The organism is Arthrobacter sp. BK1 (assembly GCF_056680055.1).
In genome coordinates, this window is the sequence record NZ_CM155263.1 from 2,599,057 (window position 1) to 2,625,486 (window position 26,430).

Sequence of the window (26,430 nt, forward strand, 5' to 3'; positions counted from 1 at the left end):
CCCTTTGCCCCGGCTGCTGAATAGTATTGGCCAACGGCGCGTCGAGGTACGCATCGCATACAAGGGGGACGATGCATGGAACATCCGACGCGACGCAGCGCGCTGCTGGGAATAGGGCTGGCCGCTGTCAGCGTCGGCGTGGGGGCAACCGCAGCCACGGCAGCCCCGGCCCCGGCCGTCACCCTCACACCCTCAGCCGGTCCGCCCGGCAGCAGCGTGACGCTCAGTGGATCAGGGTTTCCGCGATCGTCCTCGGGCACCGTGACGGGCGGCTCGGCGCCAGTACCTTTTCAGACCAGCAAGGGCGGATCCTTCAGCGCGGTGGCCACCATAGCGGCCGCCGCGCAGGGTCCTGTGGCACTGACGGCGGCTGCCGGCAAGACGTCCGTCACCACAACGTTCAGCGTCCTGGCCGGTGTGCCGCCTGTCAGCGCGGCGTTCCTTCGGTTCGGCGTCGCCACCCCAGGGGGAGCCGCGGCCACTGCTGAGCTTGATGCCGTGGCGGCACTCGTGGGGGAAAGCCCGGGCATCGTCCTGTCCTACAAGGACTTCCGGCAGGCCCCGCCGGTTTCCGAACTCGAATCGGTGGTGCAGCGCGGCGCGATGCCGCTGGTCACCTGGGAACCGTGGATCGCCGGCGCCGGCGTAACCCAGCCGGGCTATGCTCTGGCACGCATCACCGCAGGAGACTTCGACCCGTACATCAGCCAGTGGGCGGCCGCGCTTGCATCCTGGGGCAAGCCGATGATGCTTCGGTTTGCCCACGAAATGAACGGCAATTGGTACCCGTGGGCTGAAGCGGTCAACGGCAATGGCCCCGGGGAATACATTCAGGCATGGCGGCACGTGCACGATCTCGTCAGCGCGGCCGGAGCAGCCAATGTGAACTGGGTGTGGGCGCCCAACGGAGGCGGATCGGTTGAAACCGCCGGGCTGTATCCGGGCGATGCGTATGTGGACACCGTGGGCCTGGACGCCTACAACTGGGGAACAACCCAGGTATGGAGTTCCTGGCAATTGCCCGCAGCCGTGTTCGGTCCCCATCTGGCGGAGCTCCGGACGATCGCCCCCGGCAAACAGATTGTCATCACCGAAACAGCAAGCACCGAGACCGGCGGCAGCAAGCCGGACTGGAACACGGCGCTTGTCTCCTACCTGAGGGCACAGCCTGACGTCTCCGGGATCGTGTGGTTCAACCTGAACAAGGAGACCGACTGGCGGATCAACAGCAGTGCCGCGTCAGCGTCCGCCCTCTCGTCAGCGCTGGCTTCCCGCCGCTAAAGGGGCTTCCCGCCGCTAGGGCGCCTGCCCGGATCCTGCCTGCTCAGTCCCCGCCGGGTCAGACCTGCTTGAAGCGCCTGTTCCAGGTCGCCGATGAGATCGTCCACGTCCTCCAGGCCAACCGAAAGCCGCACCACGCCGTCGCTGAGCCCGATGGCGCCGCGGCCTTCGGGGCCCATGGCACGGTGGGTGGTGGTGGCCGGGTGGGTGATCAGGGATTTGGCATCGCCGAGGTTGTTGGAGATGTCGATGATCCGCAGCGCATCCAGCAGCGCAAAGGCGGCGTCCTTGCCCGAGCGGCCACCCGTCGTCGCAAGTTCCAGCGTGAGGACGGTGCCGCCGGCCTTCATCTGCCTGGCGGCCAGCTCGTACTGGGGATGCGACTTCAGCAGTGGGTACTTGACCCAGCTGACGGCCGGCTGCTGTTCAAGCCATTCGGCGAGCCGCAGCGCGGACGCGGAGGAGTGGTTCACCCGGAGCGACATGGTTTCCAGGCCCTTGGTGAGCACCCAGGCGTTGAACGCGGACAGCGCAGGTCCCGTGTGGCGCATCAGTTGCTTGACCGGGCCGTCGATGAATTCCCTGGTGCCCAGGATGGCCCCGCCCAGGACCCTGCCCTGGCCGTCGATGTGCTTGGTGCCGGAGTAGACAATCACGTCCGCGCCGAACTGGCCGCAGCGCTGCAACAGGGGAGTGGCAAAAACGTTGTCGACCACCACGGTGGCCCCGGCTGCGTGCGCGAGTTCGCTCACCGCTGCGATGTCCACGATCTCCTGCATCGGGTTCGACGGCGATTCGAAGAAGACGGCCGTGGTGGGCTCGGACAGGGCTTCGCGCCACTGGTCCAGGTCAGGGCCGTCCACGAACACCGTCTCCACGCCCCAGCGCGGCAGGATTTCGTTCAGGATCACAAAGCAGGAGCCGAACAGTGAGCGTGCGGCCACAACCCGGTCCCCGGCTGCCAGCAATGCACCCAGGGCGGTGAAAACGGCGGACATGCCCGACGCCGTCGCAAAGCAGGCTTCCGTGCCCTCCAGCAGGCGGAGCCGCTCCTGGAACGTGGCCACGGAGGGGTTGCCGTAGCGGGAGTAGACGAATCGTTCGTCCTCACCGGTGAAGGCGCGTTCGGCTGCGGCTGCGGATTCGTAAACGAAGCCTGAGTTCAGGAACACCGGCTCGGTGGTCTCCTGGAAATTGGTACGGTCCAGTCCGCCGCGGACCGCCTGGGTGTCAGGGCTCCAGCCGGCGGCATCTTTGTTGAAGGTCACTTAGTTGCTTCCGAGGTTGGTGGGCAGGCCGCGGTTCTTCCAGCCGTTGACGGTGCGCTCGCCGTAGCGGTCCGGCTCGCCTTCGAAACCCTCCAGGACATTGAAGGAGGTGAAGCCGGCCTGCGTCGCGGCGATGGCTGCGGCGATGGACCGCTGGCCCGAACGGCAGAGGAACACGAGCTCGGTGGCTGGGTCCTCCGGTGCCTGTTGGGTGAGGTCGGTGAGGAAATCCGGGTTGGGGATCCCGCCCGGGAACGTCCACTGAATGAACAGGGGATCGTTGTCGGTGGCTTTGGTGTCCGGGATGCCGATGTGTGCCCATTCGCCTTCGGTGCGGACGTCCACCAGAATGGCGCCCTGTTCCAGCTTGGCCCAGGCTTCCTGGGGGGTGAGGTCTCCGGCGTAGCTCATGCGTGGCCCTCGCCGTCGAAATCGAGATCGTCCACAGCGGTGGCGACGGCGGCGTCAGCGCTTGCGATGGCTGCCGGGAGGATGAGGGCCTGCGCAACTATCACCTTGCCGCCGTTGGACGTTGCGGCCGGGCTGCCGTGCAGGACATACCCTTCGGCCAGGGCGGTGGAAATCCGTTCACAGAAGGACCTGTCATCCGGTCCCGTAATGAGCCGGTACAACAGTTTCTCTTCAGGGGCGGGGGCGTCAGACACGACGGAACTCCTTCTTTCACGCTTGCAGCTCGAATGGGTCGATATGCCGAGTATTCACCTGAGGCACCCCGCCGCGAAAGGGAGGGTTGCCGACCGGCCAGTCAGGGCTTGGCGCCGGTTCTCATTACTCCCCAAAAACGTAACATCCGGCCCACCCGGCCGCACCGCCGCCGTCGTCATGTTCCGTAACCAATCCGGATTTTCGTAACCTGCGCGTGCTTCTCCGGCCAGCATCCGGGCGGGACAATCAGGCCATGGGGGACAGCAGCGGGGGAGATACGAGGACGCCGCGCGCGAAGGGAACCGGCATGCGGTTGACTGCCGCGGCACTGTGCAGCGCTTCGATCCTGGCGGCAGTAGCCGGGCTGGCCGGTTGCCGGGACCTTGCAGGTCCGCCGCCCTGCATGCCGCCCACGTATACCGTTTCGCCGGCCGAAGCCCGGCCCGGAGACGAGGTCACGGTCCGCGCGCAGGACACCAGGTGCGATGCACGCTACGGTGCGGACGCCAGGGTCCAGGTGACGGTCCGGGACGCTGCCGGCGTCAACGTGCTGGAGGAACTGGCCCCCATGACCGACGACGGCGGCTTCACTTTCGTGTTCACTGTTCCGGCAGCAATGGCCGCCGGGCAGGCCGGGGTGTCGGCCTACCCCTACGGCGTGGACTGGTGCGACGACACCGGAGTCAATAACAGGGTGGCGTCCGGGCCTCAGGCCCTGGTCCGGGTCTCGTGTGCGGAGCGCCTGGTGCCGCTGGTGATCCTGGCCGGCTAAGGCCGGTCATGACAAACCGGCCGGCCGGAACGCGCCCGGCGGCCCGGACCTGCCGGGACGATAGAGTCTTCGCTGGGGGCACTGGCCGCCATCACTGATAAGCCGTCCTGGGGGAGGGTCCACACCAGCATGCCAAAAGCCACCGTACTCAGACGCGTGCCGCCGTCGGCCGCGCCCGGTTTCCGCAGCCCGCTGCCTGCAGCGTTCCTCGCGGCGCTGCTCCTCCTGTTCAGCCTCCTGCCTGCCGGTGCTGCCGCAGCCACCGGGCCCGAACCGGCTCCGGAGGAGGGCAAGCCCCTGCTGGGCGCTGTCCTCGAATGGGGCCAGGACTCGGCCGAATCCTTTGCCGAACGGCTGGGGGCTACCCCCGCGGTCTTCGGCCACGACATCTCCATCCCGTTCCGCGACGCAGAAGAGACCAACCTCCGGCAGTTCCTGGACCAGGCTGCCGCTGTGGGCTCCCATGCCATGTTCACCGTCAAACCCACCGTTCCGCTCGAGCAACTCGACGCGGCGGCGGCCCAAGCCTTTGCTGCTGAAGTCGCCAGCATTTCGTCGGTTTTCCAGGGCCAGTTGCTGGTGCGTTTTGCCCCGGACATGAATGGCAGCTGGGTGGACTGGGGGCAACAGCCCGCCGCATATCGCTCTGCCTTCCGGGCCGTTGCGGCCGAATTCAAGGCAACGGACGACGCCGGCACGGTCATGGTCTGGGAGCCCTACCTTGGGCGGGACTACCCTTTCGAACGGAACCGCAACGCCCCTGCCGCCGGCAGCGAGGGCTTCGCCCTGCTGGACACCAACGGCGACGGCGCCTGGGACGGCGCGGACGCCGCGTATGCGCCCTACTATCCCGGGGACGACGCCGTCGAATGGGTGGGTCTTTCGGCTTACCACGATGACACTGCCGGGAAGGCTGCCGTCAACACCGTGCCTGCGTCCGGGGAGCTGGCGGGGATGCTGGCCGGCGCCGGAAACGAGGACTTCTACGCAAGCTACGTTGAGCAGCGGGACAAGCCGTTCCTCCTGCAGACGGCCGCCTTTTACAGCCCGTCCACCGGCGGCGCCGGGGAAGCCGGGATCAAGGGCGCCTGGTGGGACCAGGCTCTTGACGTGGCCACGTCTGAGCGCTTCAGCAGGACGGCGGCCGTTGTCTGGGACGAGCGGGTCAGCACCCGGGACAGCGGGGTTGCCAGCATCGACTGGAGCATCACCGGGAACCCAGATGTGGCGGCAGCAGCGCGGGCCCGGCTCGATGCCTCAGGCCTGGTCACCGGACCGGTCACCGATGTCCAGGCCGGGCAGGCTTACTCCAAGGCCAATACCCTGACCGGTGCCGCCGCCTGGAGCGTTGGAGCGGCCCTGCTCATTCTGCTCGTGGCGCTGTGGCAGATCCCCCGCAGAGTCGCTGCGGTAGGGGCGTGGGGCTACACCGATCCTTCGAAGCGGGACTCCCGGGTGGACCTGCTGCGCGGCCTGGCCATCGTGTTTGTGGTGGTGAACCACCTGGGGATGACGTCCCTCTTCCAGTTGCTGACGCAGGAGGCGGTGGGCTTTGTCTCCGGCGCCGAGCTCTTCGTACTGTTCTCCGGGCTGGTTGTAGGCATGGTTTACGGGCCGCGGGTCAAGGACGACTTCGGCACGGTAGTGGACCTGACGGCGCGCCGCGCCGGAAAGCTCTATGTCACGGCCCTGGTGGTGCTGCTGGGCATCTTCCTGGTCTCGCTGTCGCCGATTTTCCAGACCGATTCCCTCACGTCGTACACGGACCAAGGGACAGGCGGTGCCGGGCATGACTCTGCCGGGCGGACTTACGATCTGTATGCCGGCATGGAATCGCTCTTCCAGTTTCCGGTGCCGCCGCAGCTTCTTCCCGCCATTTTGCTCCTGCAGTTCGGGCCGTGGCAGTTCAATGTGATGGGCCTGTATGTCATCCTGCTGCTGGCCAGCCCTTTGATTCTGGCTGCGCTCAACCGCGGCAAAGCCTGGTGGGTGCTGGGGGCGACACTGGGCATCTATGCGCTGGGCGCAACCACCCGCTTCCGCCTGCTGCCTTCCCAGTTCGAGGACTCGTTTCCCCTGCTGGTGTGGCAGGTGCTGTTCGTGATCGGCCTGGTGGCGGGGTTCCACCGGCGGAAAGTGGTGGCGTGGCTGACGGCGAACCCCTGGGCAGTAGTGGTCTGTACTGCAGGTGCAGCCGTTTTCGCGTTCCTGTCCTGGGGCAATCCGTACCTGGCCAACGGCTTTGACATCCGGTTGGCCGTCATTCCGGACAGCGCCTACCGGGCCATGTACGATTCCTGGTTTGCGCGGACCTACCTTGCCCCCGGACGCCTGCTCAATGTCCTGGTCCTGGTGGTCGCCTCGTACGCGTTCCTCACCGCCTACTGGAAGCCGGTGGAGCGTGCCCTGGGCTGGTTCCTCATCCCGCTGGGCCAGGCCACGCTCTACGTGTTCGTCGTTCACGTGGTCCTCATCGCGGTGATCGCCAACATCCCGGTGCTGCGCCAGGGGGATGTCCTGGTCAACACCGCCGCCTACGCCGTGATCCTCGGGCTGCTGTGGATCATGGTGCGGAAGCGTTTCCTGTTCCGCATTATCCCGACCTGACGCCCGCGGACCGGCCTCAGGCTTGAGAATGCTGAGGCTCTGAAAACGCTCAGGCTCTGAGAATCAGGGCATCGCCCTGGCCGCCGCCGCCGCACAATGCCACCACACCGGTCCCGCCTCCGCGCCGTTTCAGCGCGAGTGCCTGGTGCAGCACGAGGCGGGCCCCGGAAGCGCCCACTGGGTGGCCCAAGGCGATGGCACCGCCGTCGGCATTGATCCTTCCGGCGTCGATCCCGAGGTCCTTGGCCGACTGGAGCACCACCGACGCGAACGCTTCGTTGATCTCAATGAGGTCCAGGTCATCGACGCCCAGGCCCTCCAGTTTCAGCGCCCGCTCGATGGCGCGGGACGGCTGGGAGTGCAGGGAGCCGTCCGGCCCCGCGGTTTGACCGTGGCTGCCGATCTCCGCAATCCACGTGAGGCCGGCCGCCTTCGCCGCAGCCTTGCTGGCCACCACCACGGCAGCGGCGCCGTCGGAGAGTGGAGACGAGGAACCGGCAGTGATGGTGGCTGACGGGTCTTTGGAGAACGCGGGCTTCAGCGCCGCCAGGGCCTCAGCGGTGGTGCCGGCACGGATCCCTTCATCAGCATCAATGACGACGGCGGGTCCGCGGCGTTGCGGCACCTCCAGCGGGGCGATCTCCGCCGCCAGGATGCCGGCCTCCCTGGCAGCCTCGGCACGTTGGTGCGAACGGGCTGCAACAGTGTCCTGTTCCTGCCGGCTGATGCCGAGTTGGGCGTTCCGGGCGTCGGTGGCGGACCCCATCAGTTCACCGGAAACAGGGTCCTGCAGGCCGTCAAAATTCAGGGAATCCAGCAACGGGGCATCGCCGATCGCCACGCCGCTGCGGAGCCGGGGCAACAGGTGCGGGGCGTTGGTCATGGACTCCTGGCCTGCTGCGACGATGAAATCCGCCTCACCAGCGCGGATCATCCGGGCAGCGTCAATCACGGCTGTCAGGCCGGACAGGCAGAGCTTGTTGATGGTCACCGTGGGCACATCCCAGCCGATGCCGGCGGCGAGACTCGCCTGCCGCGCCGGCCCCTGGCCTGCGCCGGCCTGGATCACCTGCCCCACAATCACTGCCTGGATCTGCTCCGGCGCCACTCCCGAGCGCTCCAGGGCGTTCCGGATGGCGTGGGCACCCAGCTGGCTGGAGGTGAGGGAGGACAACCCGCCGCGGAACCGGCCGAAGGGGGTGCGGGCGCCGCCGAGGATGACGGGAATGTGAGCGTCGTTGCCCATGGTGTGCCTTTCCATGCTGCGGATCCAGGAGGTCTCAGGGCCAGCTTAGGCGAAATCCGGCAGTCCATTGGCGGTCCCGCATCAGCGCTGCTTCAGGCGTCAAGGATCAGCTGGTGCAGCAGGTGGTCCTGCCAGCGGCCGGCGATCTTCAGGTACTCCGGGGCAACCCCGATTTCCTGGAATCCGTTGCTCCGGAGGATCCTGCGTGAGGGCTCGTTGTGGAGCAGTGTGGCTGCCTGGACCCGGTGCAGCCCCAGGCTTTCCCGGGCTTGGTTGGCGGCAAACCTGACGGCCGCCGAACCGATGCCCTGGCGGCCCAGGCCGGCATCCACCCAATACCCGAGGTTGGCATTGAGGAACGGGCCGCGGACGATCCCGGTCAGCGTCACGGCGCCGATGATTTTCGCGGACTCGGCGCCGTCCACCAGTACCCACGGAATTTCCTGGCCCACCGAAAGCTGGGCGAGTTTGGCCTGGATGATGTTCAGTTGGTGGCCAGGCGAAAAGAACGCCTCATCGCGCGCGGGCTCCCACGGTGCCAGGTGATCGCGGTTCCGGCTGTACGCCTGGCTCATGCCGGCGGCGTCGGTGCGGCGGAGCAGCCGGATCCAGACTCCCCGGACCAGCGGCACCGTCAGATCCGAAAGCATCAGGTTTTCCTGGGTCACTGCTGCCTACGCCCGGGCGAGAAGGGCCGCCACGAAAGCTGCTGTGGTTGCCAGGACCCTTGAGCCCTGGCAGCGGCTGCAGTTGATGTCAGCAGCCAAGGTGTCCTTACGGGCGTCAAGTACCACTACGGATCCGACACTCAGGTGCTGGTCCGTGTCGCAATCCGCGCACCACGGAAGACTTCCCCGGGGCTGCAAGGCGCCCCGGGGAAGGTATGAACAGGCTGGGGCGTTCATTGGCTAGACCAGGCCCGGGTAACTGGTCAGGATGTAGTCGGCAGCGGCCGGACCCTTCATCCGCAGGCCGTTCCGGTCGGGGCGGATGCGGTCCTTCATGGCTGCCCAGAAGGCGGTTTCGTTCCGGATCGGGCGTTGGTTGATGTAACACCAGCTGGTGTAGAGGCCGTAGAGGGGGTCTTTGTCGAGGGTGACTTCAAATTCGGTGTCGCAAGAGGTGGCTTCGGAAAGGAATGTGTCGTACTGGGAATGTGCCATGGAGGCTCTCTTCCGCGAGGTGCGTTATGTGGCTGCCGTTCGGCTACAGCAGCCGTGCCTGAACGCCTTGCACTGGGAGTCCGGGGTGTCGATACGGGTGACGGGGAAACTGTTTTCAGCAGCTTCCCTACAATGTAGACTGTAGCCGTAGACTACAGATTCAGCAAGCGTCTTTATTATTTGCTGGCCATGTGGGCAACACCTACACAGGACGGAATTTCCATGGCTTCCCCGAAGGATCCCGTAACCGAAGCTTCCGCTCAGAAGCTCCGGCTGAGTAAGGAAATTGTGCTGGCAGGCGCGCTGGACCTGGTGGACACCGAGGGCCTCGATGCACTGACCATGCGGCGGCTGGGGCAGGAGCTGAACTGCGATCCCATGAGCCTCTACCGGTACGCCGAAAACCGGGCAGCGTTGCTGGACGGTGTCTCAGAGCTTGTCTTCAACGAGCTTGAGATCTTCCCCCACGACCCGGACTGGAAGGCTCAGCTGCGCAGGATCGCCCACGATCTGCGGCTCCTGGCCCTGCGGCACCCCAACGTCGTCCCGCTGCTCGTGACCAGGCCGCTGTCCACGCCGCTCGGGCTGCGGCCGCTGGGAACCCTGCGGCCGCTGGAACAGATCCTCTCGCTCCTGGTCGACGCCGGGTTCGAACCAGCGGACGCTTTGCACGTTTACCGCGCCTACTACGGCTTCCTGTACGGGCATATCCTCAATGAGCTCCAGGAGTTCATTGTGGATCCGGAGGAAAACGAGGTGCTGCTCCGGCTCGGACTGCACAGGCTGCCGGCCAAGGACTTCCCCCGGCTCCGGGCCCTTGCACCTGTCCTGGCCGACTACGACGGAGCGGAAGAGCTGGACCAGGGATTGACCATCCTGCTTTGCGGCCTGGAATCCAGTCTCACGCAGCCGGTGCAGTCCGCCACCGACTGACCCGCCACCGACTGACCCGCCACCGGCCCGGCCCTCCGCAGGCGCGCGAACTGCCTGCGGTGCATGGCGTTATGGACTGGTGCTACTCGAACGACGCCCTGCGCCGGTCCGAAAGCCTCGTGTTCCACACATCGGGCTTATTGACTTTGAAGCGGCGCCCGGTCAGGGCCCGGGCGTTCAGCCGGATGTAGTGCTCCTTGCTTCCCGGCTGCCAGGGCTCCAGGCTGAGGGCATCAACGGCATCCTTTTCAGCCTGGTCCTCGATCAGCGCCGTGTCGCCCCGCACCACAACACTCCAGGCTTCCTCGGTGTGAGGGTCGTAGCCGTCGATTTCCAGGGCCGCAGGCCGCTCGGATGAGGCCACCCACAGTTTGGTGCCGGCGGAGGTCCGGAAGACGATGCTCCTGCGGTCCAGGGCATAGTTCACCGGAAAGATCTCGGGGTGGCCGTCAACGACCAGGGCCAGGCGGCCCACAGCGTCGTTGGCGAGCAGTTCCCAGCATTCGTCAAACGTCAGGTTGATGTTCGGCTCCGTGTGCGAGTTCATGCACCACACCTTACGGCCCGGGCTCCCGGCCCAACAGGGCCTGACCAGCACTTGGCCAAATTCCGCGGGCAAATTCTTCCGGCCGGCTTTCGTCGTTTCAGCCATTGGAACCAGGCTCCTTTCGCACCTGCGCGGGCAGTTACGGTGAAGTCTCCCGGCCTGGTGGTTCGCCCAGGCCCCCGGCGGAGGGCAGAAGAAGCTCAGTGACAGACAGCAACCCCGGGAGCAGGGGCCTCACACCGGGCTCCCTGACACCCGTCATCCCCGGTTTCTTCCCGGACCCCACCATCTGCCGTGTGGGGGACGATTTCTATCTGGCGACTTCGAGCTTTGAGTATTTTCCCGGGGCGCCGATTTTCCACAGCCGCGATCTGGTCCAGTGGGAGCAGATCGGAAACATCCTGACCCGCCGGAGCCAGTTCGTGGCCGGGGACAGGCGCAGGTCGGGCGGCATTTTCGGGTCCACGCTCCGCCACCACAACGGACAGTTCTGGTTCGTGACCACCAACATGAGCGATTTCGGCGGCGGGCACCTGCTGTTCCATGCCGCCGATCCCGCCGGGCCATGGAGCGAACCGGTCCCGATTGCGGGCACACCGGGCATCGATCCAGACATTGCGTGGGACGACGAGGGAAACTGCTACCTCACCTGGCTGGGTTTTGGCCCCGGCGCAGGCGGCTCGGGCGTGGTCCAGGCCCGGCTGGATCCGGAGGAGGGCAGGCTGCTGGAGAGCCCCCGAAAACTCTGGCAGGGATCGGGCCTGGCGCACCCGGAGGGTCCGCACCTTTACCGGACTGGTGGCTGGTGGTACCTGATGATCGCCGAAGGCGGCACTGAGCGGGGCCACTCGGTGTCCATCAGCCGGAGCACGTCCCCCACCGGGCCATTCGAGCCGCACCCTGACAACCCCGTGTTCAGCCACCGCAGCCTGGGTACCCCCGTTCAGAACGTGGGGCACGCGGACCTTGTGCAGGGCCCCGACGGCGGCTGGGCTGCAGTCCACCTGGGCGTGCGGATCCGCGGCTCCAGCCCCGGCTATCACGTGCTCGGCCGGGAGACGTTCCTTGCCGGCATTGACTGGGAGGACGGCTGGCCCCGCTTCGAGGAGGAACGCTTTCGTATCCCGGCGCCGGACACGTCCTTCACGGATGACTTTTCGTCCGCTGCGCTGCACCTGAGATGGGTTTCACCGGGCAACGATCCGGCGTCGTTCAGCCGGCATGCCCCCGGTTCAGGCCGCCACCTCTCCGGCGTGGGTGAAGACGGTGCTGCAGGGACCGTGCCGCTGCTCGCCACCCGGGTGCGCGATGAAACGTGGGTAGCGCGCGCCACTCTCAGGCCGGTGGAAGGAGCCGCTGAACTGGTGCTCAGGATTGACGGTTCGCATTGGTACGCCGTCCAGGTTGACGGTGGCACCGTGCGGGCGCTGGCACGGATTGGCCCGCTGCAGCAGGAAATCGCGACGGCGGAACGCCGCCTGGGCGGTTCGCCCCTGGAGTTGGAGATCGCCTGCGCCGAGGCACCGTCGGCAGGCCAGCCCGGGAAGAACTTCGGGCCGGATGAAGTGTCGCTGGGGTTCCGTGCGGACGGGAAGCTGACGGTGCTGGCCCGGCTCGACGGCCGCTATCTGTCTACGGAGGTGGCCGGCGGATTCACCGGCCGGGTCATTGGAGTATCAGCCAGTGGCGGCAGCGCGGTGCTGGAACGCTTCGAGTATTCAGCAGTCAGTCAATGGGCCCGGACCAGTCACCCAGATGCTTCAGGAGGGCATCCAGAACCGGAAGCTGGCCCTTCACCAGTTTGATCCGGGCGTCGGGTTCGGCAACCCACCGGGCGTCGTCCACCTCCGGGAACTCCTGGATCCTGCCTGATCCCCTGGGCCATTCCAGCGGAAAAGTGTTGCTCACTATCTGTTCGGGCCGGAAATCGGACTCCGCTGCGAACACGGTGATGATTTTCCCTGACGGCTGCCGGAACCCGCCCAGTGGCAGGTAGTCCACGGGCGGCGGGGGTGTACCGATCTCCTCTGTGAACTCCCGCAAAGCGGCCAGCAGCGGATCTTCCCCTGCCCCGTATTCGCCTTTGGGGATTGACCACGACTGGGTCGGCTTGCGCGCCCAGAACGGTCCGCCCATATGGGCTATCCAGACTTCAAGCCCGGCTGCCGGGCCGTGCCGGTACAACAGGATTCCTGCACTTCGAACTGCCATTTCTGTTCCTCCCCGCCAAGGCTATACCTGGGCGGGAAAGGGACAGCAACGGAGGCGGGCACTTGGCCGGTGCCCGCCTCCGTTATCGGCCGCTTGAGATTGGCCGCTTGAGCGTCAGCTCATAGGATCAGCTCAGGGTCGCGGTGTCGATCACGAAGCGGTAGCGCACGTCCGAGGCGAGGACCCGCTCATAGGCGTCGTTGATCTTGCCGGCCGGGATGACCTCGATCTCGGACCCGATACCGTGCTGGGCGCAGAAGTCCAGCATCTCCTGGGTTTCGCGGATGCCGCCGATCATTGAACCGGCGAAGGACCGGCGGCCCATGATGAGGGCGAACGCGTTCACCGGGAGCGGTTCCGCCGGTGCACCGACGTTCACCAGGGCACCGTCAAGGGTCAGCAGCTGCAGGTAGGAGCTGATGTCGATCGACGCGCTGACGGTGTTGATGATCAGGTCGAAGCTGCCGGCCAGATCGGTGAAGGTGTTCTCGTCGCTGGTTGCGAAGTAGTGGTCGGCGCCCAGGCGGAGGCCGTCCTCCTGCTTCTTCAGCGACTGGGAGAGGACCGTGACCTCGGCGCCCATGGCGTGGGCGAGCTTGACGGCCATGTGGCCGAGTCCGCCGAGTCCGACGACGGCGACCTTCTTGCCGGGGCCGGCACCCCAGTGCCGCAAGGGGGAGTATGTGGTGATGCCTGCGCACAGGAGGGGAGCGGCGACGTCGAGCTCGATGCCTTCGGGGATTCGCACCACGAAGTCCTCGGTCACGACGACGTGGGTGGAGTATCCGCCCTGGGTGATGGTGCCGTCGCGGTCCACTGCGCCGTAGGTGCCCACGTTTCCGGCCAGGCAGTACTGTTCTTCGCCCTTGACACAGTTGGCGCATTCACGGCAGGAGTTGACCATGCAGCCGACGCCCACACGGTCGCCCACCTTGTGTTTGGTCACGTCGGTACCCACCTCGGTGACGATGCCGGCTATTTCGTGGCCGGGGGCCAGCGGGTAGCTCTGGGGTCCCCAGTCGCCGCGGACAGTGTGGATGTCGGAATGGCAGATGCCGGCGAACTTAATGTCGATGAGCACGTCATGGGGTCCGACGTCCCGGCGTTCGATCGTGGTGGGAACGAGATCCCCGGTTGCGGACGGTGCAGCGTAAGCGTTAACGGTAAGCATTCTTCTCCAGTGTTGATTGTTCGAATGATTCAGTCGGTGCGGGGAGAGGATTCAGGACCCGATCAGGTGGAGCTGACACGGTCAGCCGCAGTTTCCCGGGCGTGCCGGTCAGTGGCGGAGTACATGGGGCGGAGTGCGGGCCGGGGGCCTCGCCGCCCGGACTGCCGATGGTGAACATCAAGCTGCCGGAATCCCGTTACGGTGCCAAACCCATGCGCACATCCGCGTACTGGGCAGTTTCCAGCCTACCAAGGGCGCCAGCCGTCGTTCGAATCGTGGTTCCTCTCCCTGGCTTGCTCTCCAGCAAACAGCATCGGCGGCCACTGAGGGAGTCCCTGCTGATACCGGTACTGGCAGTGCCTCCCAACGGCCCTGCCGGCCAGGAAGCGCTGAAACCCGGGACGGTGCTACTGAATCCCGGCGTACAGGGCGTTGAGTTCGGCAGTCAGCTGTTTCTGCAGGGCCGGTGTTCCGATTTCCTTGCCGTCGATATGGTTGACCGGTGCGAGCAGCCTGATGCTGGAAATCAACCACACTGCATCGGCGTCGAGCAGGTCCTGCGGTTCCAGCGGACCGTAGCCGAGTTCCCAGCCGGCAGCTTTGGCGGCTGTGAACAGGGCTCCCTGGGAGGTTCCGGGGAGGATGCCGCTGTCCAGCTGCGGCGTGATGAGGCGGCGGATGATGCGCGTACCGCCTTCGCCGTCGTCGGTTGTCTCCAGGTGGGCCAGCAGAACGGTGGAGGTGGGGCCCTCCAGGACCCGGCCGTCCGAGGAAGTGAAGATGACGTCGTCTGCGCCCTGCGTGCGGGCGTGGCGGAGGGCCGCCATGTTCACCGCGTAGGAGAGCGTTTTGGCGCCGAGCAACAGCCACGGCGCGCCTTCGGCGACGTCGCTGTCGTAGCCGCGGTCCAACAGGATGACGTCGATGCCTGTCTCGCGCTGGCGGCGTCCGGCGGCGCCGACGGGAGAGACCTGGACCCAGCACGTGGGTGAGTCCGCGCCTTCCACGCCGCGGGTGGCTATGAGCTTTACCACCAGTTCGTCCCCGGACTCTGCAGGCGCTGGGTGCTGGCTCCGGTGTTCTGCCAGCCCGGTTTCGATGGCCGCGCGCCACCGGTCCTGGCCGGGAATCACCAGATCGAGGACCTCGGCCGAGCCGCCCAGCCGGTCCAGATGGGCCTGCAGCTTCCGCACCGTGCCGCCCACAGAGAGCATCGACTCGAAGACGCCGTCGCCGCGCGTGGCACCCTGGTCCGTGGCCAGCAGCTGCGGCTGCGTAGCATCAGCCAGCCGGCCGGCCGGAAGCTCCGGGTCCAGGAAAACAAGCACCACAGTGGCAGGAGAAGTCATGGCTCCAGCTTAGTCGGGCCCGCCGCAGATAAGCTGGGGGTCATTGCCCCGGCCGGAATCCGTCCGCCGGGGTGCTTACTGCGGGGGTTAAATCGAGTGCTGTGGCCAGTTTCGCTGTTGGGTACGGCCCCGGGATGGGTTGTGGTGCTGCTCGGCCTGGCCGACCTGGTGATCAGGGTCCTGGCCGTTGGCATCATTCCCGGCAACAGGCGTCCCACCACCGCCATGGCGTGGCTGCTGGGCATCTTCTTCGTCCCGTTCGTTGGCCTGATCCTCTTCCTGCTCTTCGGCAACTTCAAGCTCTCCAGCCGCCGGCGGCAGCAGCAGGAGATCGTCAACACCCGGGTGCGTTCGGGCATCTCGGCGCTCGCCGACGTCGAAAGTGACTACCCCGGCCCGGAATGGGTGAAGTCCGCCGGTGAACTGAACCGCCGGCTGGGCTCACTGCCCATGGTGGACGGCAACTCCGTCGAACTCATCCCCGGCTATCCCGATTCGATCCTGGCCATGACCGAGGCCGTGCGGAAAGCCAAGAAGTTCGTCAACGCCGAGTTCTACATCATGAGCACGGACCACATCACCAATGATCTGCTGACCGCCCTCGAGGAGGCTGCCGAACGCGGCGTGGAAGTCCGGGTCCTCTTCGATCACATCGGCACCCTGCGGGTCGCGGGATACCGCAACTTCCTGAAGCGGCTCAAGGCAGGCAAAATGCAGTGGAGGCGGATGCTCCCGCTGTTGCCCACCCAGGGCCAGTGGCGCCGGCCGGACCTGCGCAACCACCGCAAGATCATGGTGATCGACGGCGAAATAGCCTTCACGGGCTCGCAGAACCTGATCGAGCCGTCATACAACAACAAACGGCACCGCAAAGCCGGCCGCGAATGGGTGGAGCTGATGGCTTGCATGCGCGGGCCGATCGTCACCACACTGAACGTTGTCTTCGCCACCGACTGGCTCAGCGAAACCGACGAGTCCCTGGAATACCAGCTGCAGCTCCCCGCCAACCCGGAACCGGGCAACGTCACCGCCCAGGTGGTGCCCAGCGGCCCCGGATTCATCACCGAAAACAACCTGCGCTTGTTCAACACCCTCATCTACTCGGCGCAGCACCGGATCTCCATCTGCAGCCCGTACTTCGTGCCGGACGATTCCCTGCTCTACGCCATCACCACGGCAGCCCAGCGCGGTGTGGACGTGGAGCTGTTCGTCTCCGAAAAGGGCGATCAGTTCCTGGTCCACCACGCCCAGCGCTCGTACTACGAGGCACTGCTGGAGGCAGGCGTCCGGATCTACCTCTACCAGGCGCCGTTTGTGCTGCATGCCAAGCACTTCACCATCGACGACGAAGTGGCCGTCCTGGGCTCGAGCAACATGGACATGCGGTCCTTCTCGCTGAACATGGAGGTCTCGGTGATGCTGCTGGGCGCGGACATCGTCAACAGCATGCGGGCCGTGGAGAACACCTACCGCGGCATTTCCAGCGAACTCCTGCTTGAGGAATGGGTGCGGCGTCCGCTGGCAGCCCGGTACGTGGACAACGTGGCGCGGCTGACGGCAACCGTCCAGTAGTCCTGGTCAGCCGGCGGGGAACTCTGCGCCCAGCGTGGAGAGTACGCCGTAGGCCTTCACCCGGATTTCGTCGTATTCCTCCTCCGGCACGGAATCCGCGGTGATGGCGCCGCCGACGCCGAGGGCCAGGAGCGCCGACGGCTCAGTGGTGCCTTCCCCGGGCTCCGTGGTGGTCACCAGGGTGCGGATGGCAACGGCCAGGTCCGTGGCGCCGTTCAGCGAAAAGTAGCCGATAGCGCCGGAGTACAGTCCACGCGGCCCGTTTTCCAGCCGGTCAAGGATGGCCATGGTGCTGATCTTCGGGGCGCCGGTCATGGAGCCGGCGGGGAAACACGCGGCCACCGCTTCTGCCCTTGGCGAGCCGGGCAACAGCTGCGCATCGATGGTGCTGACCATCTGGTGGACGGTGGCGTAGCTTTCGATCTCGCAGAGCCGGCTGACGGTGACGGTGCCGGGTTCGGCGAAGTGGCTGAGGTCGTTCCGCAGGAGGTCCACGATCATGATGTTCTCAGCGCGGTCCTTCAGCGACGACGACAGCTCCTCACGCAGCTGCCTGTCACTCTCCGGATCAGCACCCCGGCGGCGGGTGCCTTTGATCGGTTCGGCGCGCATGCCGCCGTCGGACGTGATCTTCAGGAACCGCTCCGGTGACGTGCTGGCCACGGTGAGGGCGCCGAACCTGAGGTAGCTGGCGAACGGCGCCGGGTTTTTTTGCCGCAGCGCCAGATACACCGGCCACGGCGCGGCCTCGGCGGCAGGCACCCGGGCCGTCATGGTGGTGGTGAGGCAGACCTCGTACGAATTCCCCTCGTGGATTTCGTGCTGGGCCGCAGCGATCTTGGATTTGTAGGCGTCCTCGGTGTCCCGGCCGCTGAACGCAATGCCGCCGGGCACTCCTGTGTGGAGGGGATCCGGAGCAGGGGCTGCCGCTGCGGCCACGGCGGTGCGGGCGGCTTCCAGCCACTCGTCGGCATCCGGGGCTTCCAAAGCGAGGAGCCAGGCCGTTCCTTCGGCATGATCCAGCACGATTGCCCGGCCTGCGAAGATCAGTGCCGCGTCGGGGGTGGGTGCGGTCACGTCCGTCCCCCCGGTTTCGCGCTTGAGCTCATAACCCAGGCAGCCCAGCCAGCCCAGGGTGAAATCTCCGGGGTAGCCGTCCGGGCTGCGGAGGGCCCTGCGTCCCCAGACCGTATCGAGCCAGCGAAAGAACGGGCCGCGCACGCGGGCGGTGGCTGAGCCGGCGGTCATCAGGCTTTCACCGCAGCGGTGGGTGACCGCCTGGCCAAACGTCCCGGCGTCGTCCGCGAGGATGCTGAAGCGGCTGCGTTCCCTGGCAGGGGAGGGCGCGGCGTCGGCGGGGGACTGGTCAGCCGTGGCGGGGGGAATCCCGCCGGTGACCGCGGAGGCATTGGAGGAGTCCAGCCACACAGCGTTCCCGGAGCTGCCGTAAAGCGTCCTGAAGAGGGCGGGGGCGTCCGGCCGGGATTCAAGCCGCTCCGCCCGCAGCTTGAGGCCGCGGCGGGCCGCAAGCTCCGGGATCAGCACCGGACCGAGGGCGGGCAGGTAGGTGAGGGCCTGCAGCACGTCTGGCGGGGCTGACCCATCTGCCTTGTTGAGCACCCGGATATCAGCCTCGTGAGGGACGTCGTCCTCCGCCAGCCACGCTTCCTCCTGGGCGGCCCACTGGTCCCAAAAAGGTTCGTACGTTCCGCCGTCGCGTTGAAGCGCCCGTACCCGGCGGACGCTGTCCGGCGAATCGGCCCAGATGACGGCGCTGAGCAGTGGCCGGGCCTCCTGGGCGGCGGCCCCGACGCCCTCCACGATGACAATCTCAGCCGGGGCAGTGACGCGGGCGTCGCCGTCGTAATGGTTGGCCCAGTCCCAGCTGATCCACCTGGCGTGGTTACCGCGGCTCAAGGGCGTGAGCACTGTCGAAACGTAGCGTTCGATCCCTGCCGTGAGGCCGTTCCACCCGGGGTAAATGTCCTCGAGATGAAAGAGCGCCACCTTGTGGTGGTTCCGCAGCAGTGCGGCCAGTTCGATGGCAAGAGTGGTCTTCCCTGCGCCGGATCGCCCGTCAATGGCGATGATTACAGGTGCGGGGATCATGAAATAGAGCGTACCGCTACTGGATCAGCTGCTGCCTCGGTGACGTCCGGTGGGAGGGCGGTGACGCCTGCTGGAGCGCCGCGCGGACGAACTCCACCAAGCCGGGAACGGCGCTGTGGATCTGCTGCCACACGTTGTCAAAATCGGCATGGCCGCCGTACCAGGGATCCTCGATGCCCTGGTCCAGCAAATCACTGCCGGCCACCGCGGGATCGAAGCTGCGGAGCATGCGTACTTTGTTCATGGATTCCAGGTCCGGCGCCGCATCGCGCAGCCAGGCGTAGTGGTCGATATCCAGGGCCAGGATCAGGTCCCGCTCGCGGAACCATGACGCCTGCCATTCGCGGGCAACATGGGCCTCTGAACCCAGTTTGGTGATGGCCAGCCTGCGGGCGGCACGGGGATCGATCGGCCGTCCTGCCTCGTAACCCGTGGTCCCTGCCGAGTCCACGGACACCGCATGGTCCAGGCCTTCCGCGCGGAGCGCTGCGGCCAGCATCAGCTCGGCCATGGGTGACCGGCAGATGTTGCCGGTGCACACGGCGATGATGCGGTATGGGCTCGGCGATGAGTTCATGAAGCTAAGCATGAAGGATGGATGACGCTCTTGGCTAGCCGCGTTTCAGCGAGATTTACAACTTTTGTCAATGGATTTGTAGATACCGTAAACTCCGGGTTGATGCTGCCGCTGCCTAATGGATCAAGGCCAGCAGGATGCCTACTCCGATAAAAAGTACGCCGAAGATCCGGCTCAGGATTCTTTGCCCGTGGGCGTTGTGGGTGAAGCGCTGGAACGACTTGGCAGCCAGGGCGAAAAAGTACCACATGACCAGGATGTCGATGGCCACCACGGTGGCAGTGAGGACCAGGTATTGCGGGAGGAGCGGCTGTTCCGGGCGGATGAACTGCGGCATGAAGGCGAGGAAGAAAACGATCGCCTTGGGGTTTAACAGGTTCACCCAGAGGCCGCGCCGGAACATTGACCACGCCGGCTCGTTTCCCAGCGCAGCGGCCTGCTCCTGATCCAGGTCCGGCTTGCTCAGGAACTGCCGGATTCCCAGATACACCAGATAGGCGGCGCCGGCATAGCGGATCACGTTGAACGCCACCGGGGAACTTGCCACCAGAACCCCCACACCCAGCGCCACGATCACCACATGGACCACCAGGGCTGCCTGCTGGCCCAGGATTCCCCAGATGGAGCGCTTGAAGCCGGACGTCAGCGAGTTGCTCATGGTGTTGATGGCCCCGGCGCCGGGCGTGAAGCTGATCAGTGTGCCGGCGCCAACCAGGGCCAGCCAAAGGGAGATTTGCACCAGACAAGTTTAGTGCGCAACCCGCCGCAGGCTTCACCACGGGATGACACCGGCTGGAATGCCCACAATCCCGACGTGGAGCTGGCGGTTCAGTCACAGTGGCCGTGCCTTGAATGGACCCAGTGGTCCATGGTGCACGGGAGGCCCAGGTGGTAGCGGTCAAAGTAGTAGTGCGGACCATTGGACATGTATTCGGTCCGTTCGAGGCCCAAATGCCCGATCATGACGAATCCGCGCTGACGGGCACGTGTTCTCAGTGCGTGCGCTTGTTCAAGAATGGGCGAGTCGACCCCAGGGCACTCCGGCCAGGCCCCGGCATGGGCGATGGCAAAATAGCGCGTCCCGTCCGGGTCCAGTTGATCCAGGATGGTTTCGGCGTGCGGCTCCAACTGTCCTTCGAATTGGTGGCTCACTACCTGTATGTCCGCCAGCTGCATGTCTGCGTCCAGCTCGATTACCACGAGCTTGGGCTGGACATTACCCGTGGGTGCAATCAGCAGACGGGCAAGCAATTCGAGGTCGAAGCCTGCTTGAATGATCATGCTTCGAGGCTATTCGCGCCCCGCTGCTCCCGGACCGCCACAACCGGGCTATGTGGAAAACGGACCCTGATCCGGAGGGCCTCAGGCGCGGGCGATGACCTCGCCGTTGGGAATGAGGAACCAGCCGTCGTCGGTGGACCCCCAGCGGTGCCAGCCGGCCGAGATCCGGGCGAGGTCCGCGGGATTGGCGAAACCGTACTCAAGCGCCTGCTCCGCGAATGCTGAGTGCAGCACACGCTCGCCCCAGACGCGGGCCTGCCAGCGCCGCTGCTGCCCTGTGGCGTAGAGCCAGTTGCTGCTGGTGGGGGCAACGTCGGTGAAACCTGCGGACTGGGCCCAGGAGACCAGGCGGCGGCCGGCGTCGGGTTCGGCCCCGTTGCGCCGGGCAATCCGCTGGTAGAGCTCCATCCACTCGTCCAACTCGGGGATGGCGGGGTACCAGCTCATGCCGTGGAAATCGGCGTCGCGCACTGCCACGATCCCGCCCGGCTTCGCTACGCGGCGCATCTCGCGGAGTGCTTCCACCGGGTCGGTGAGGTGCTGCAGGACCTGGTGGGCGTGCACCAGATCGAACGTTTCGTCCTCAAAGTCGAGGTCATAGATATTGCCGGCCACAAACTCGGCGTTCGCCACGCCGCGCTCTGCGGCAAGCGCCGTGGCCTGGGTGATGATGTCCGGCGAACGGTCCAGCCCCGTCACCTTGCCCGGGGAAACCAGCACCGCGAAATCGCAGGTGATGCTGCCTGGTCCGCAGCCGACGTCGAGCACGCTGACACCGGGAGCCAGATGTGGAATGACAAAGGCCGCGGAGTTCTCCGCAGTCCTTGAGGCGTGGGCGCGGACCACCGACTCGTGGTGGCCGTGCGTGTACACATCGTCATCTTCAGGCTGCTGCGCACTCATAACCAAACGCTACCGCCGCCGCGGCCCGATGGGGAGGAGCGGCCGCGTGGTTTCCAGCCTAGGAGAGCGGCGCGGCGGAGGAGGGACCGTCGTCGGACGCTTCCTGGCGGGCCGCGATGGTGGCCTCCACCATGGCGGTCATAAATCGCGTGACCGTCTCAAGTTCGTCCTCGCCGAAGGCGGCCATGGCAGTGCCCATGTGGCGGGAGAGCGGCATGAACATGGCGCCTCCGTCCTGGTACGCCTTGGGGGTCATGCGGAGCTGGACCTGCCTGCGGTCGGTGCCGAGCCGTTCCCGGATGACGTGTCCGGAGTGGACCAGCCGGTCGATCAGGGCCGTAGTGGCGGGTGAGCTGAGATGGAGTTCCTTGCGCAGGATGCCCGGCGTGACCACAGTTCCCTTGGCCGAATGCCGCATGATCACGGCAAGGGCGTTGAGGTCGGTGCGGTGCATGTCATTCCGCCCGCCGGCAGTGTCCACGTACCGGTTGGCCTCAAGCGTGAAGTCCTGGAGAAGCCGCACCAAAGCATGAGGAGCACTGTTTGGCGGGCGCTGGAACGCTTCTTCTGCCATGTGCGCGTTCCTCCTCTTGCTGTTTAGTGCCCTGAGGGATATTACTGCACCCTTTTCGCCTACGACTTATCTCCATGGTGGAGATACTCTATGATGGAACCAATTGTATCCCCTCACCAACTCCGAGCTCTGAAGGAATCATGAAATCTTCTCCCCAACACAAAGCGCGGGTTCCGTTCTGGCTGCGCTGGCTTATACCCGCCGTGCTGGTCCTGGCCTGGCTGGCCATTGCGGGGGTGGGCGGCCCCACCTTCGGGCGGCTCGACGAGGTCTCATCCAATGACCAGGCTTCGTTCCTGCCCGCGAGCGCCGAGGCCACGGCGGCGCAGGAGTGGCAAAGCAAGTTCCGTAATTCCGACGAGGTTCCTGCGGTCATCGTCATTGAGAACGACGCCGCCATCAGCCCCGCCGAGCTCGGCGGGCTTGCCTCGCTGAAGACCGGACTTGAGGACCTGGGGTTGGGGAGCTCGGTGATTGGCCCCATCCCGTCCGAGGATGGGAAAGCCGTACAGTTCATCGCCCCCATCGAATCCTCGGGTGAAGTCAAGGAATCCGTCCAGGAGCTGCGTGACTTCATCGCCGAAGGTGCACCGGAAGGAATGCAGACCTTTGTGACCGGACCTGCGGGGTTGGCGGCAGATCTGACCAGCGCGTTTGCCGGGATTGACGGAATCCTGCTCCTGGTGGCACTGGGTGCTGTCTTCGTGATCCTGCTGATTGTCTACCGCTCGTTCCTGCTGCCCATCGCGGTGCTCCTGACCTCGGTGTTCGCGCTGTGCGCCGCGATCCTGCTGGTGTTCGGGATGGCCAAGCTCGAGTGGATCCAGCTCAACGGCCAAAGCCAGGGAATTCTTTCCATCCTGGTGATCGGTGCCGCCACGGACTACGCCCTGCTCTACGTAGCGCGGTTCCGCGAAGCGCTCACCCACACCACCAACCGGACCTCCGCGGTGCTGACCGCCTGGAAGGCCTCGTTCGAGCCGATCCTCGCTTCAGGCGCCACGGTCATCATTGCCCTGCTTTGCCTGCTTTTCTCGGACCTGAATTCCAACAAGGGCCTCGGCCCCGTGGCTGCTGCCGGCATCCTCTGCGCACTCTTCGCAGCGCTGACCCTGCTGCCGGCCCTGATGGCGCTCCTGGGGCGGGCCGCCTTCTGGCCATTCGTACCCAAGCTTGTTCCGGCGGACCAGCGTGAACCCGAACTGGTCACGGGCCTGGAAGGGCAGAAGGGCCTCTGGCGGGCCACCGGTTCCCTGGTTTCGCGCCGCCCCCGGACGGTCTGGGTAGCCTCGGTCCTCCTGCTGCTCGTTGCCTCTGCCGGAATCCTCCAGCTCAAGGCCAACGGCGTGCCGCAGACGGACGTTATCCTCTCTGCCTCCAACGCCGTTGACGGCCAGGACGCCCTCGCCCGCCATTTCGACGCCGGCAGCGGCAGCCCCGCCGTCGTGGTCGCAGACGAAAGCAAGGCTGACGAGGTACTGGAAAAGGTCAAGGCGGCCGACGGCGTGGGAGACGCGTACCTCCTGGCCGCCGGCAGCGTCCCCATCACCGGAGCTCCCGGTGCGCCAGGCTCGCCGGATGTCCGCGAGGGAAAGGTGCTGATCAACGCCACCCTGAACTACGCCGCGGACTCGATTGAGGCCGAGGACGCCGTCAAGGTCCTGCGTGAGCAAGTCAAGACGGTCGACGCCGATGCGCTGGTTGGCGGCGTCACCGCAACTGCGCTGGACACCAACACCACAGCCCAGCGTGACCTGGTGATCATCATCCCCATTGTCCTGGTGGTCATCCTGGTCATCCTGATGCTGCTCCTGCGGTCCGTGCTGGCTCCGGTGCTTCTGGTGCTCTCGGTGGTCCTGTCCTACGGCGCGGCCATGGGCGTCTCGGCCCTGGTCTTCAACAACATCCTGGGCTTCCCGGGCGCAGATGCCACTGTTCCGCTGTTCGGCTTTGTCTTCCTGGTGGCCCTCGGCGTGGACTACAACATCTTCCTGATGAGCCGTGTGCGCGAAGAGTCGCTGAAGCACGGTACGCGCCCCGGCATCCTGCGCGGGCTCGGCGTCACCGGCGGCGTGATCACCTCGGCCGGAGTGGTGCTGGCCGCCACGTTCGCCGCGCTCAGCATCATCCCCATCATGTTCCTGGTGCAGTTGGCGTTCATTGTGGCGTTCGGCGTGCTGCTGGATACCGTGCTGGTGCGCTCGCTGCTGGTGCCCGCCCTTGCCTACGACATCGGCCCGCGCATCTGGTGGCCCAGCAAGCCCGGCAGGCCTGAGCTGGATGCTGCGGTTCAGCGGGACGGCCGTGGCAGCCTTGAAACCGACCTGGAGGGCGCGGGCCACCGGTAGGACTGCCCGTTTCCCGGCCGGACACTCAACCCTGCGCCCGCCACCACGTCACCGTCGCCGCTGCTGCTTCGGGAAGTGGGGTGGGACGCAGGCCAAGGGCTGCCTGGCTTTCGGCGGAGTCCATCACAAAGGGCTTCTCGAACTGATAGAGCGTTTCCGCCAGCTCCCGCATGTCCTGGGAGAATATTCCCGTTGCCCGGAAGGCCCAGCCCGGCATGGTTCCGATCCTCGGGGCACGCCCCCCCGCGGCCCCGGTGAATGCGGACGCCAGCTGCCGCTGGGTGAGGGCCGGGCCTGTGGGCGCGTGCCACACCCTGTTCCAGAGCGCGGGCGTGCGCGCCGCGAGGATCATCGCCGCCGCCAGGTCCGGCACGTAGGTGAACGAATGCGGCAGGTCGGCGTTGCCGACAACCCAGACCTTTCTGCCCGCCAGTACGGCGGGGACCAGGCGCTCGCCCGCATGTGCACCCCGCACCCGCGGGCCGAAGAAGTCGCTGGACACCATGCTCACGGTGTTGGTGGCTGATGCGGCCCTTGCCTCCAGCAGCCTGGTCCGGACCCCTCGTTTGCCACCCGCCGCGTTCCTGGGGCCCGCCTCAGTCATGGTGCTCCCGGGCGTGCTGTACGAATAAAGGCTTTCGGGAAAGACGACGACGGCGCCCGCCACCCTTGCCGCGGCCAGCACCGTCTGTTCGGCCAGCGGGAGTTCTGCCTGCCATGCCTTCGCACTGTAGGAGGAGCCGTGGATGCAGTGGTAGACGGCAGCTGCACCGGCCAATGCGGACCGCACCTGGGCAGGATCCCGGACGTCCGCCCTGACCCGCTCCACCCGGGGGTGCCCGGGCCCGCCGCCGGAGCGCGTCAGGACCCGGACTTTCTTTCCCTCTTCCGCGAGCTGCCCGGCGACGGTCCAGCCCACCGGTCCTGCCCCGGTAACTACGTGTACTTCGTCCATGACCTTTTCCTCCATCAGCAATAACTCCCACCATGAGAGCAGCGCTCTCCTTTTAGTCTGCGCTTCGTTTTTGCCACAGTCAAGAGCACTGCTCTCAGATGTTGACGGTGCTCTGACTTATGCAGCATGCTGAAGCCATGACCCAACCAGGCGCCAGCACGGAAACCATCCCCACGCAGCGGACGCCACGGGGGCGGGCCCGCGCCCGGACCATCGCGGATATTGTCCGCCTGGGGCGCGCGCACCTGGCAACGGATGGTGCGGCGGCCCTGTCCCTCCGCGCTGTCGCCAGGGACCTTGGGGTGGTTTCCTCCGCCGTCTACCGCTACGTGGCCAGCCGCGACGAACTCCTCACGCTCCTACTGGTCGATGCCTACGATGAGCTGGGCGACGCCGTCGACGCCACGGTGGATGCAGTGCCGGAGGATGACTTCGCCGGCCGGTTCCTGGAGCTCGGCAGGGCAGTCCGGGAATGGGCCCTCAAGGAGCCTGCCCGCTACGGACTCCTGTTTGGCAGTCCGGTGCCCGGCTATCGGGCCCCCGCCGGGCAGACCACGATGCCCGGCACGCGCGTGATCTTCAGGCTGGTGGGCATTATCAACTCTGCCTGGCGGGCCGGCGCGCTGATCCCGGAGCCGGGTCCCGCCGTCGTGCCTTCCGCCCTTTCCGCCGACCTGGCGGCGATCCGCACGGAGCTGGGGCTTGACGTGCCTGACGAGGTTCTGGCGAACGGAGCCCTCGTGTGGACGTCACTGTTTGGAGCGGTGAGCTTTGAGGTGTTCGGCCAGTACGGCGCAGACACGTTCAGCGCCCGCGACGAACTGTTTGAGCACCATCTTGCGGTGCTCGCGAGGGTGGCGGGCCTCCGTTCCTGATGGGGGAGCATGGTGGTTCGCG

At 66.0% G+C, this 26,430-nt stretch carries 25 protein-coding genes and 1 riboswitch; of the genes, 8 read left to right on the forward strand and 17 right to left on the reverse strand.

Features of this window, described 5'->3' with window-relative positions; genetic code table 11:
* Positions 1-75: 75 nt before the first annotated feature.
* Positions 76-1,281: a glycosyl hydrolase gene (locus tag AC1MCA_RS11775; protein WP_479797284.1), complete on the forward strand. Its 1,206-nt coding sequence runs from the start codon at positions 76-78 to the stop codon at positions 1,279-1,281.
* Here AC1MCA_RS11775 and AC1MCA_RS11780 read toward each other — a convergent pair.
* The 3 genes from AC1MCA_RS11780 to AC1MCA_RS11790 are packed head-to-tail and all read right to left on the reverse strand — an operon-like array spanning position 1,278 to position 3,214.
* A complete protein-coding gene (locus tag AC1MCA_RS11780; protein WP_479797287.1) occupies positions 1,278-2,549 on the reverse strand; it encodes an O-succinylhomoserine sulfhydrylase in 1,272 nt (423 codons plus the stop codon). The two genes, AC1MCA_RS11775 and AC1MCA_RS11780, sit on opposite strands and share 4 nt — an antisense overlap.
* Positions 2,550-2,960, reverse strand: a complete 411-nt coding sequence (locus AC1MCA_RS11785; RefSeq protein WP_479797290.1) for a rhodanese-like domain-containing protein — start codon at positions 2,958-2,960, stop codon at positions 2,550-2,552.
* Positions 2,957-3,214 carry a DUF1737 domain-containing protein gene (locus AC1MCA_RS11790; protein WP_479797294.1) on the reverse strand — a complete coding sequence of 86 codons (258 nt, stop codon included), beginning with the start codon at positions 3,212-3,214 and terminating at the stop codon, positions 2,957-2,959. Before AC1MCA_RS11790 ends, AC1MCA_RS11785 begins: the two co-directional genes overlap by 4 nt.
* 13 nt (positions 3,215-3,227) lie before the next feature.
* Positions 3,228-3,343, reverse strand: a riboswitch (SAM riboswitch).
* 125 nt (positions 3,344-3,468) lie between these two features.
* Here AC1MCA_RS11790 and AC1MCA_RS11795 point away from each other — a divergent pair.
* Positions 3,469-3,987 (forward strand): hypothetical protein, encoded by a 519-nt coding sequence (locus tag AC1MCA_RS11795; protein ID WP_479797297.1) that lies wholly within the window; start codon positions 3,469-3,471, stop codon positions 3,985-3,987.
* Between the two features lie 129 nt (positions 3,988-4,116).
* Positions 4,117-6,594: an OpgC domain-containing protein gene (gene opgC, locus AC1MCA_RS11800; RefSeq protein WP_479797302.1), complete on the forward strand. Its 2,478-nt coding sequence runs from the start codon at positions 4,117-4,119 to the stop codon at positions 6,592-6,594.
* 49 nt (positions 6,595-6,643) lie between these two features.
* Here the strand turns inward: opgC and AC1MCA_RS11805 are convergent, their stop codons facing one another.
* The 3 genes from AC1MCA_RS11805 to AC1MCA_RS11815 all read right to left on the reverse strand — a co-directional run bounded on the left by AC1MCA_RS11805 (position 6,644) and on the right by AC1MCA_RS11815 (position 9,003).
* Positions 6,644-7,840 carry an acetyl-CoA C-acetyltransferase gene (locus tag AC1MCA_RS11805; RefSeq protein WP_479803368.1) on the reverse strand — a complete coding sequence of 399 codons (1,197 nt, stop codon included), beginning with the start codon at positions 7,838-7,840 and terminating at the stop codon, positions 6,644-6,646.
* Between the two features lie 92 nt (positions 7,841-7,932).
* The gene (locus tag AC1MCA_RS11810) at positions 7,933-8,490 is read right to left on the reverse strand and encodes a GNAT family N-acetyltransferase (protein WP_479797306.1); all 558 of its coding nucleotides are present in this window, start codon (positions 8,488-8,490) and stop codon (positions 7,933-7,935) included.
* 258 nt (positions 8,491-8,748) lie between these two features.
* Complete coding sequence (locus AC1MCA_RS11815) at positions 8,749-9,003, reverse strand: hypothetical protein (RefSeq protein WP_479797310.1); 255 nt, start codon at positions 9,001-9,003, stop codon at positions 8,749-8,751.
* Between the two features lie 222 nt (positions 9,004-9,225).
* Here AC1MCA_RS11815 and AC1MCA_RS11820 point away from each other — a divergent pair, with 222 nt between their 5' ends.
* On the forward strand, positions 9,226-9,936 hold the full coding sequence (locus AC1MCA_RS11820; protein ID WP_479797312.1) for a TetR/AcrR family transcriptional regulator C-terminal domain-containing protein: 711 nt from the start codon (positions 9,226-9,228) through the stop codon (positions 9,934-9,936).
* A gap of 82 nt (positions 9,937-10,018) precedes the next feature.
* On the opposite strand, the gene AC1MCA_RS11825 is transcribed toward AC1MCA_RS11820, so the two are convergent.
* A complete protein-coding gene (locus AC1MCA_RS11825; protein ID WP_108598370.1) occupies positions 10,019-10,483 on the reverse strand; it encodes a pyridoxamine 5'-phosphate oxidase family protein in 465 nt (154 codons plus the stop codon).
* Between the two features lie 203 nt (positions 10,484-10,686).
* Here AC1MCA_RS11825 and AC1MCA_RS11830 point away from each other — a divergent pair, with 203 nt between their 5' ends.
* Positions 10,687-12,288: a glycoside hydrolase family 43 protein gene (locus AC1MCA_RS11830; protein ID WP_479797317.1), complete on the forward strand. Its 1,602-nt coding sequence runs from the start codon at positions 10,687-10,689 to the stop codon at positions 12,286-12,288.
* Here the strand turns inward: AC1MCA_RS11830 and AC1MCA_RS11835 are convergent.
* The 3 genes from AC1MCA_RS11835 to AC1MCA_RS11845 all read right to left on the reverse strand — a co-directional run bounded on the left by AC1MCA_RS11835 (position 12,209) and on the right by AC1MCA_RS11845 (position 15,214).
* On the reverse strand, positions 12,209-12,694 hold the full coding sequence (locus AC1MCA_RS11835; protein WP_479797321.1) for an NUDIX hydrolase: 486 nt from the start codon (positions 12,692-12,694) through the stop codon (positions 12,209-12,211). The two genes, AC1MCA_RS11830 and AC1MCA_RS11835, sit on opposite strands and share 80 nt — an antisense overlap.
* Positions 12,695-12,821: 127 nt before the next feature.
* Entirely contained in the window at positions 12,822-13,865 is a 1,044-nt protein-coding gene (locus AC1MCA_RS11840) for an NAD(P)-dependent alcohol dehydrogenase (protein ID WP_479797324.1), read from the reverse strand.
* A 407-nt stretch (positions 13,866-14,272) separates the two neighbouring features.
* Positions 14,273-15,214: an aminodeoxychorismate lyase gene (locus AC1MCA_RS11845; RefSeq protein ID WP_479797326.1), complete on the reverse strand. Its 942-nt coding sequence runs from the start codon at positions 15,212-15,214 to the stop codon at positions 14,273-14,275.
* Positions 15,215-15,313: 99 nt separating this feature from the next.
* Between AC1MCA_RS11845 and cls the strand changes: the two genes are divergently transcribed.
* Positions 15,314-16,786, forward strand: coding sequence for a cardiolipin synthase (gene cls, locus AC1MCA_RS11850; protein ID WP_479803370.1), 1,473 nt, complete (start codon positions 15,314-15,316; stop codon positions 16,784-16,786).
* Positions 16,787-16,792: 6 nt separating this feature from the next.
* Here the strand turns inward: cls and pabB are convergent, their stop codons facing one another.
* The 6 genes from pabB to AC1MCA_RS11880 all read right to left on the reverse strand — a co-directional run bounded on the left by pabB (position 16,793) and on the right by AC1MCA_RS11880 (position 22,230).
* On the reverse strand, positions 16,793-18,895 hold the full coding sequence (pabB, locus tag AC1MCA_RS11855; protein ID WP_479797328.1) for an aminodeoxychorismate synthase component I: 2,103 nt from the start codon (positions 18,893-18,895) through the stop codon (positions 16,793-16,795).
* 16 nt (positions 18,896-18,911) lie between these two features.
* The gene (locus tag AC1MCA_RS11860; protein ID WP_479797331.1) at positions 18,912-19,472 is read right to left on the reverse strand and encodes a low molecular weight protein-tyrosine-phosphatase; all 561 of its coding nucleotides are present in this window, start codon (positions 19,470-19,472) and stop codon (positions 18,912-18,914) included.
* A gap of 115 nt (positions 19,473-19,587) precedes the next feature.
* Entirely contained in the window at positions 19,588-20,211 is a 624-nt protein-coding gene (locus tag AC1MCA_RS11865; protein ID WP_479797336.1) for a LysE family transporter, read from the reverse strand.
* An 89-nt stretch (positions 20,212-20,300) separates the two neighbouring features.
* The gene (locus AC1MCA_RS11870) at positions 20,301-20,753 is read right to left on the reverse strand and encodes a hypothetical protein (protein WP_479797340.1); all 453 of its coding nucleotides are present in this window, start codon (positions 20,751-20,753) and stop codon (positions 20,301-20,303) included.
* A gap of 81 nt (positions 20,754-20,834) precedes the next feature.
* Positions 20,835-21,656 (reverse strand): methyltransferase domain-containing protein, encoded by an 822-nt coding sequence (locus AC1MCA_RS11875; RefSeq protein WP_479797344.1) that lies wholly within the window; start codon positions 21,654-21,656, stop codon positions 20,835-20,837.
* Between the two features lie 58 nt (positions 21,657-21,714).
* Complete coding sequence (locus AC1MCA_RS11880) at positions 21,715-22,230, reverse strand: MarR family winged helix-turn-helix transcriptional regulator (RefSeq protein ID WP_479797348.1); 516 nt, start codon at positions 22,228-22,230, stop codon at positions 21,715-21,717.
* Between the two features lie 140 nt (positions 22,231-22,370).
* Between AC1MCA_RS11880 and AC1MCA_RS11885 the strand changes: the two genes are divergently transcribed.
* Positions 22,371-24,578 carry an MMPL family transporter gene (locus AC1MCA_RS11885; RefSeq protein ID WP_479797350.1) on the forward strand — a complete coding sequence of 736 codons (2,208 nt, stop codon included), beginning with the start codon at positions 22,371-22,373 and terminating at the stop codon, positions 24,576-24,578.
* 25 nt (positions 24,579-24,603) lie between these two features.
* On the opposite strand, the gene AC1MCA_RS11890 is transcribed toward AC1MCA_RS11885, so the two are convergent.
* Complete coding sequence (locus AC1MCA_RS11890; protein ID WP_479797353.1) at positions 24,604-25,533, reverse strand: NAD-dependent epimerase/dehydratase family protein; 930 nt, start codon at positions 25,531-25,533, stop codon at positions 24,604-24,606.
* Positions 25,534-25,670: 137 nt separating this feature from the next.
* Between AC1MCA_RS11890 and AC1MCA_RS11895 the strand changes: the two genes are divergently transcribed.
* Positions 25,671-26,408 carry a TetR/AcrR family transcriptional regulator gene (locus AC1MCA_RS11895; protein ID WP_479797357.1) on the forward strand — a complete coding sequence of 246 codons (738 nt, stop codon included), beginning with the start codon at positions 25,671-25,673 and terminating at the stop codon, positions 26,406-26,408.
* Positions 26,409-26,430 lie beyond the last annotated feature (22 nt).

Coding starts and splice junctions, on each gene's coding strand:
- AC1MCA_RS11890 (WP_479797353.1), bottom strand. CDS start 25,533: ATGGACGAAGTACACGTAGTTACCGGGGCAGGACCGGTGGGCTGGACC.
- AC1MCA_RS11885 (WP_479797350.1), top strand. CDS start 22,371: ATGAAATCTTCTCCCCAACACAAAGCGCGGGTTCCGTTCTGGCTGCGC.
- AC1MCA_RS11795 (WP_479797297.1), top strand. CDS start 3,469: ATGGGGGACAGCAGCGGGGGAGATACGAGGACGCCGCGCGCGAAGGGA.
- AC1MCA_RS11875 (WP_479797344.1), bottom strand. CDS start 21,656: ATGAGTGCGCAGCAGCCTGAAGATGACGATGTGTACACGCACGGCCAC.
- AC1MCA_RS11805 (WP_479803368.1), bottom strand. CDS start 7,840: ATGGGCAACGACGCTCACATTCCCGTCATCCTCGGCGGCGCCCGCACC.
- opgC (WP_479797302.1), top strand. CDS start 4,117: ATGCCAAAAGCCACCGTACTCAGACGCGTGCCGCCGTCGGCCGCGCCC.
- pabB (WP_479797328.1), bottom strand. CDS start 18,895: ATGATCCCCGCACCTGTAATCATCGCCATTGACGGGCGATCCGGCGCA.
- AC1MCA_RS11810 (WP_479797306.1), bottom strand. CDS start 8,490: ATGCTTTCGGATCTGACGGTGCCGCTGGTCCGGGGAGTCTGGATCCGG.
- AC1MCA_RS11785 (WP_479797290.1), bottom strand. CDS start 2,960: ATGAGCTACGCCGGAGACCTCACCCCCCAGGAAGCCTGGGCCAAGCTG.
- AC1MCA_RS11820 (WP_479797312.1), top strand. CDS start 9,226: ATGGCTTCCCCGAAGGATCCCGTAACCGAAGCTTCCGCTCAGAAGCTC.
- AC1MCA_RS11870 (WP_479797340.1), bottom strand. CDS start 20,753: ATGATCATTCAAGCAGGCTTCGACCTCGAATTGCTTGCCCGTCTGCTG.
- AC1MCA_RS11895 (WP_479797357.1), top strand. CDS start 25,671: ATGACCCAACCAGGCGCCAGCACGGAAACCATCCCCACGCAGCGGACG.
- AC1MCA_RS11840 (WP_479797324.1), bottom strand. CDS start 13,865: ATGCTTACCGTTAACGCTTACGCTGCACCGTCCGCAACCGGGGATCTC.
- AC1MCA_RS11775 (WP_479797284.1), top strand. CDS start 76: ATGGAACATCCGACGCGACGCAGCGCGCTGCTGGGAATAGGGCTGGCC.
- AC1MCA_RS11815 (WP_479797310.1), bottom strand. CDS start 9,003: ATGGCACATTCCCAGTACGACACATTCCTTTCCGAAGCCACCTCTTGC.
- AC1MCA_RS11860 (WP_479797331.1), bottom strand. CDS start 19,472: ATGAACTCATCGCCGAGCCCATACCGCATCATCGCCGTGTGCACCGGC.
- AC1MCA_RS11825 (WP_108598370.1), bottom strand. CDS start 10,483: ATGAACTCGCACACGGAGCCGAACATCAACCTGACGTTTGACGAATGC.
- AC1MCA_RS11845 (WP_479797326.1), bottom strand. CDS start 15,214: ATGACTTCTCCTGCCACTGTGGTGCTTGTTTTCCTGGACCCGGAGCTT.
- AC1MCA_RS11835 (WP_479797321.1), bottom strand. CDS start 12,694: ATGGCAGTTCGAAGTGCAGGAATCCTGTTGTACCGGCACGGCCCGGCA.
- AC1MCA_RS11880 (WP_479797348.1), bottom strand. CDS start 22,230: ATGGCAGAAGAAGCGTTCCAGCGCCCGCCAAACAGTGCTCCTCATGCT.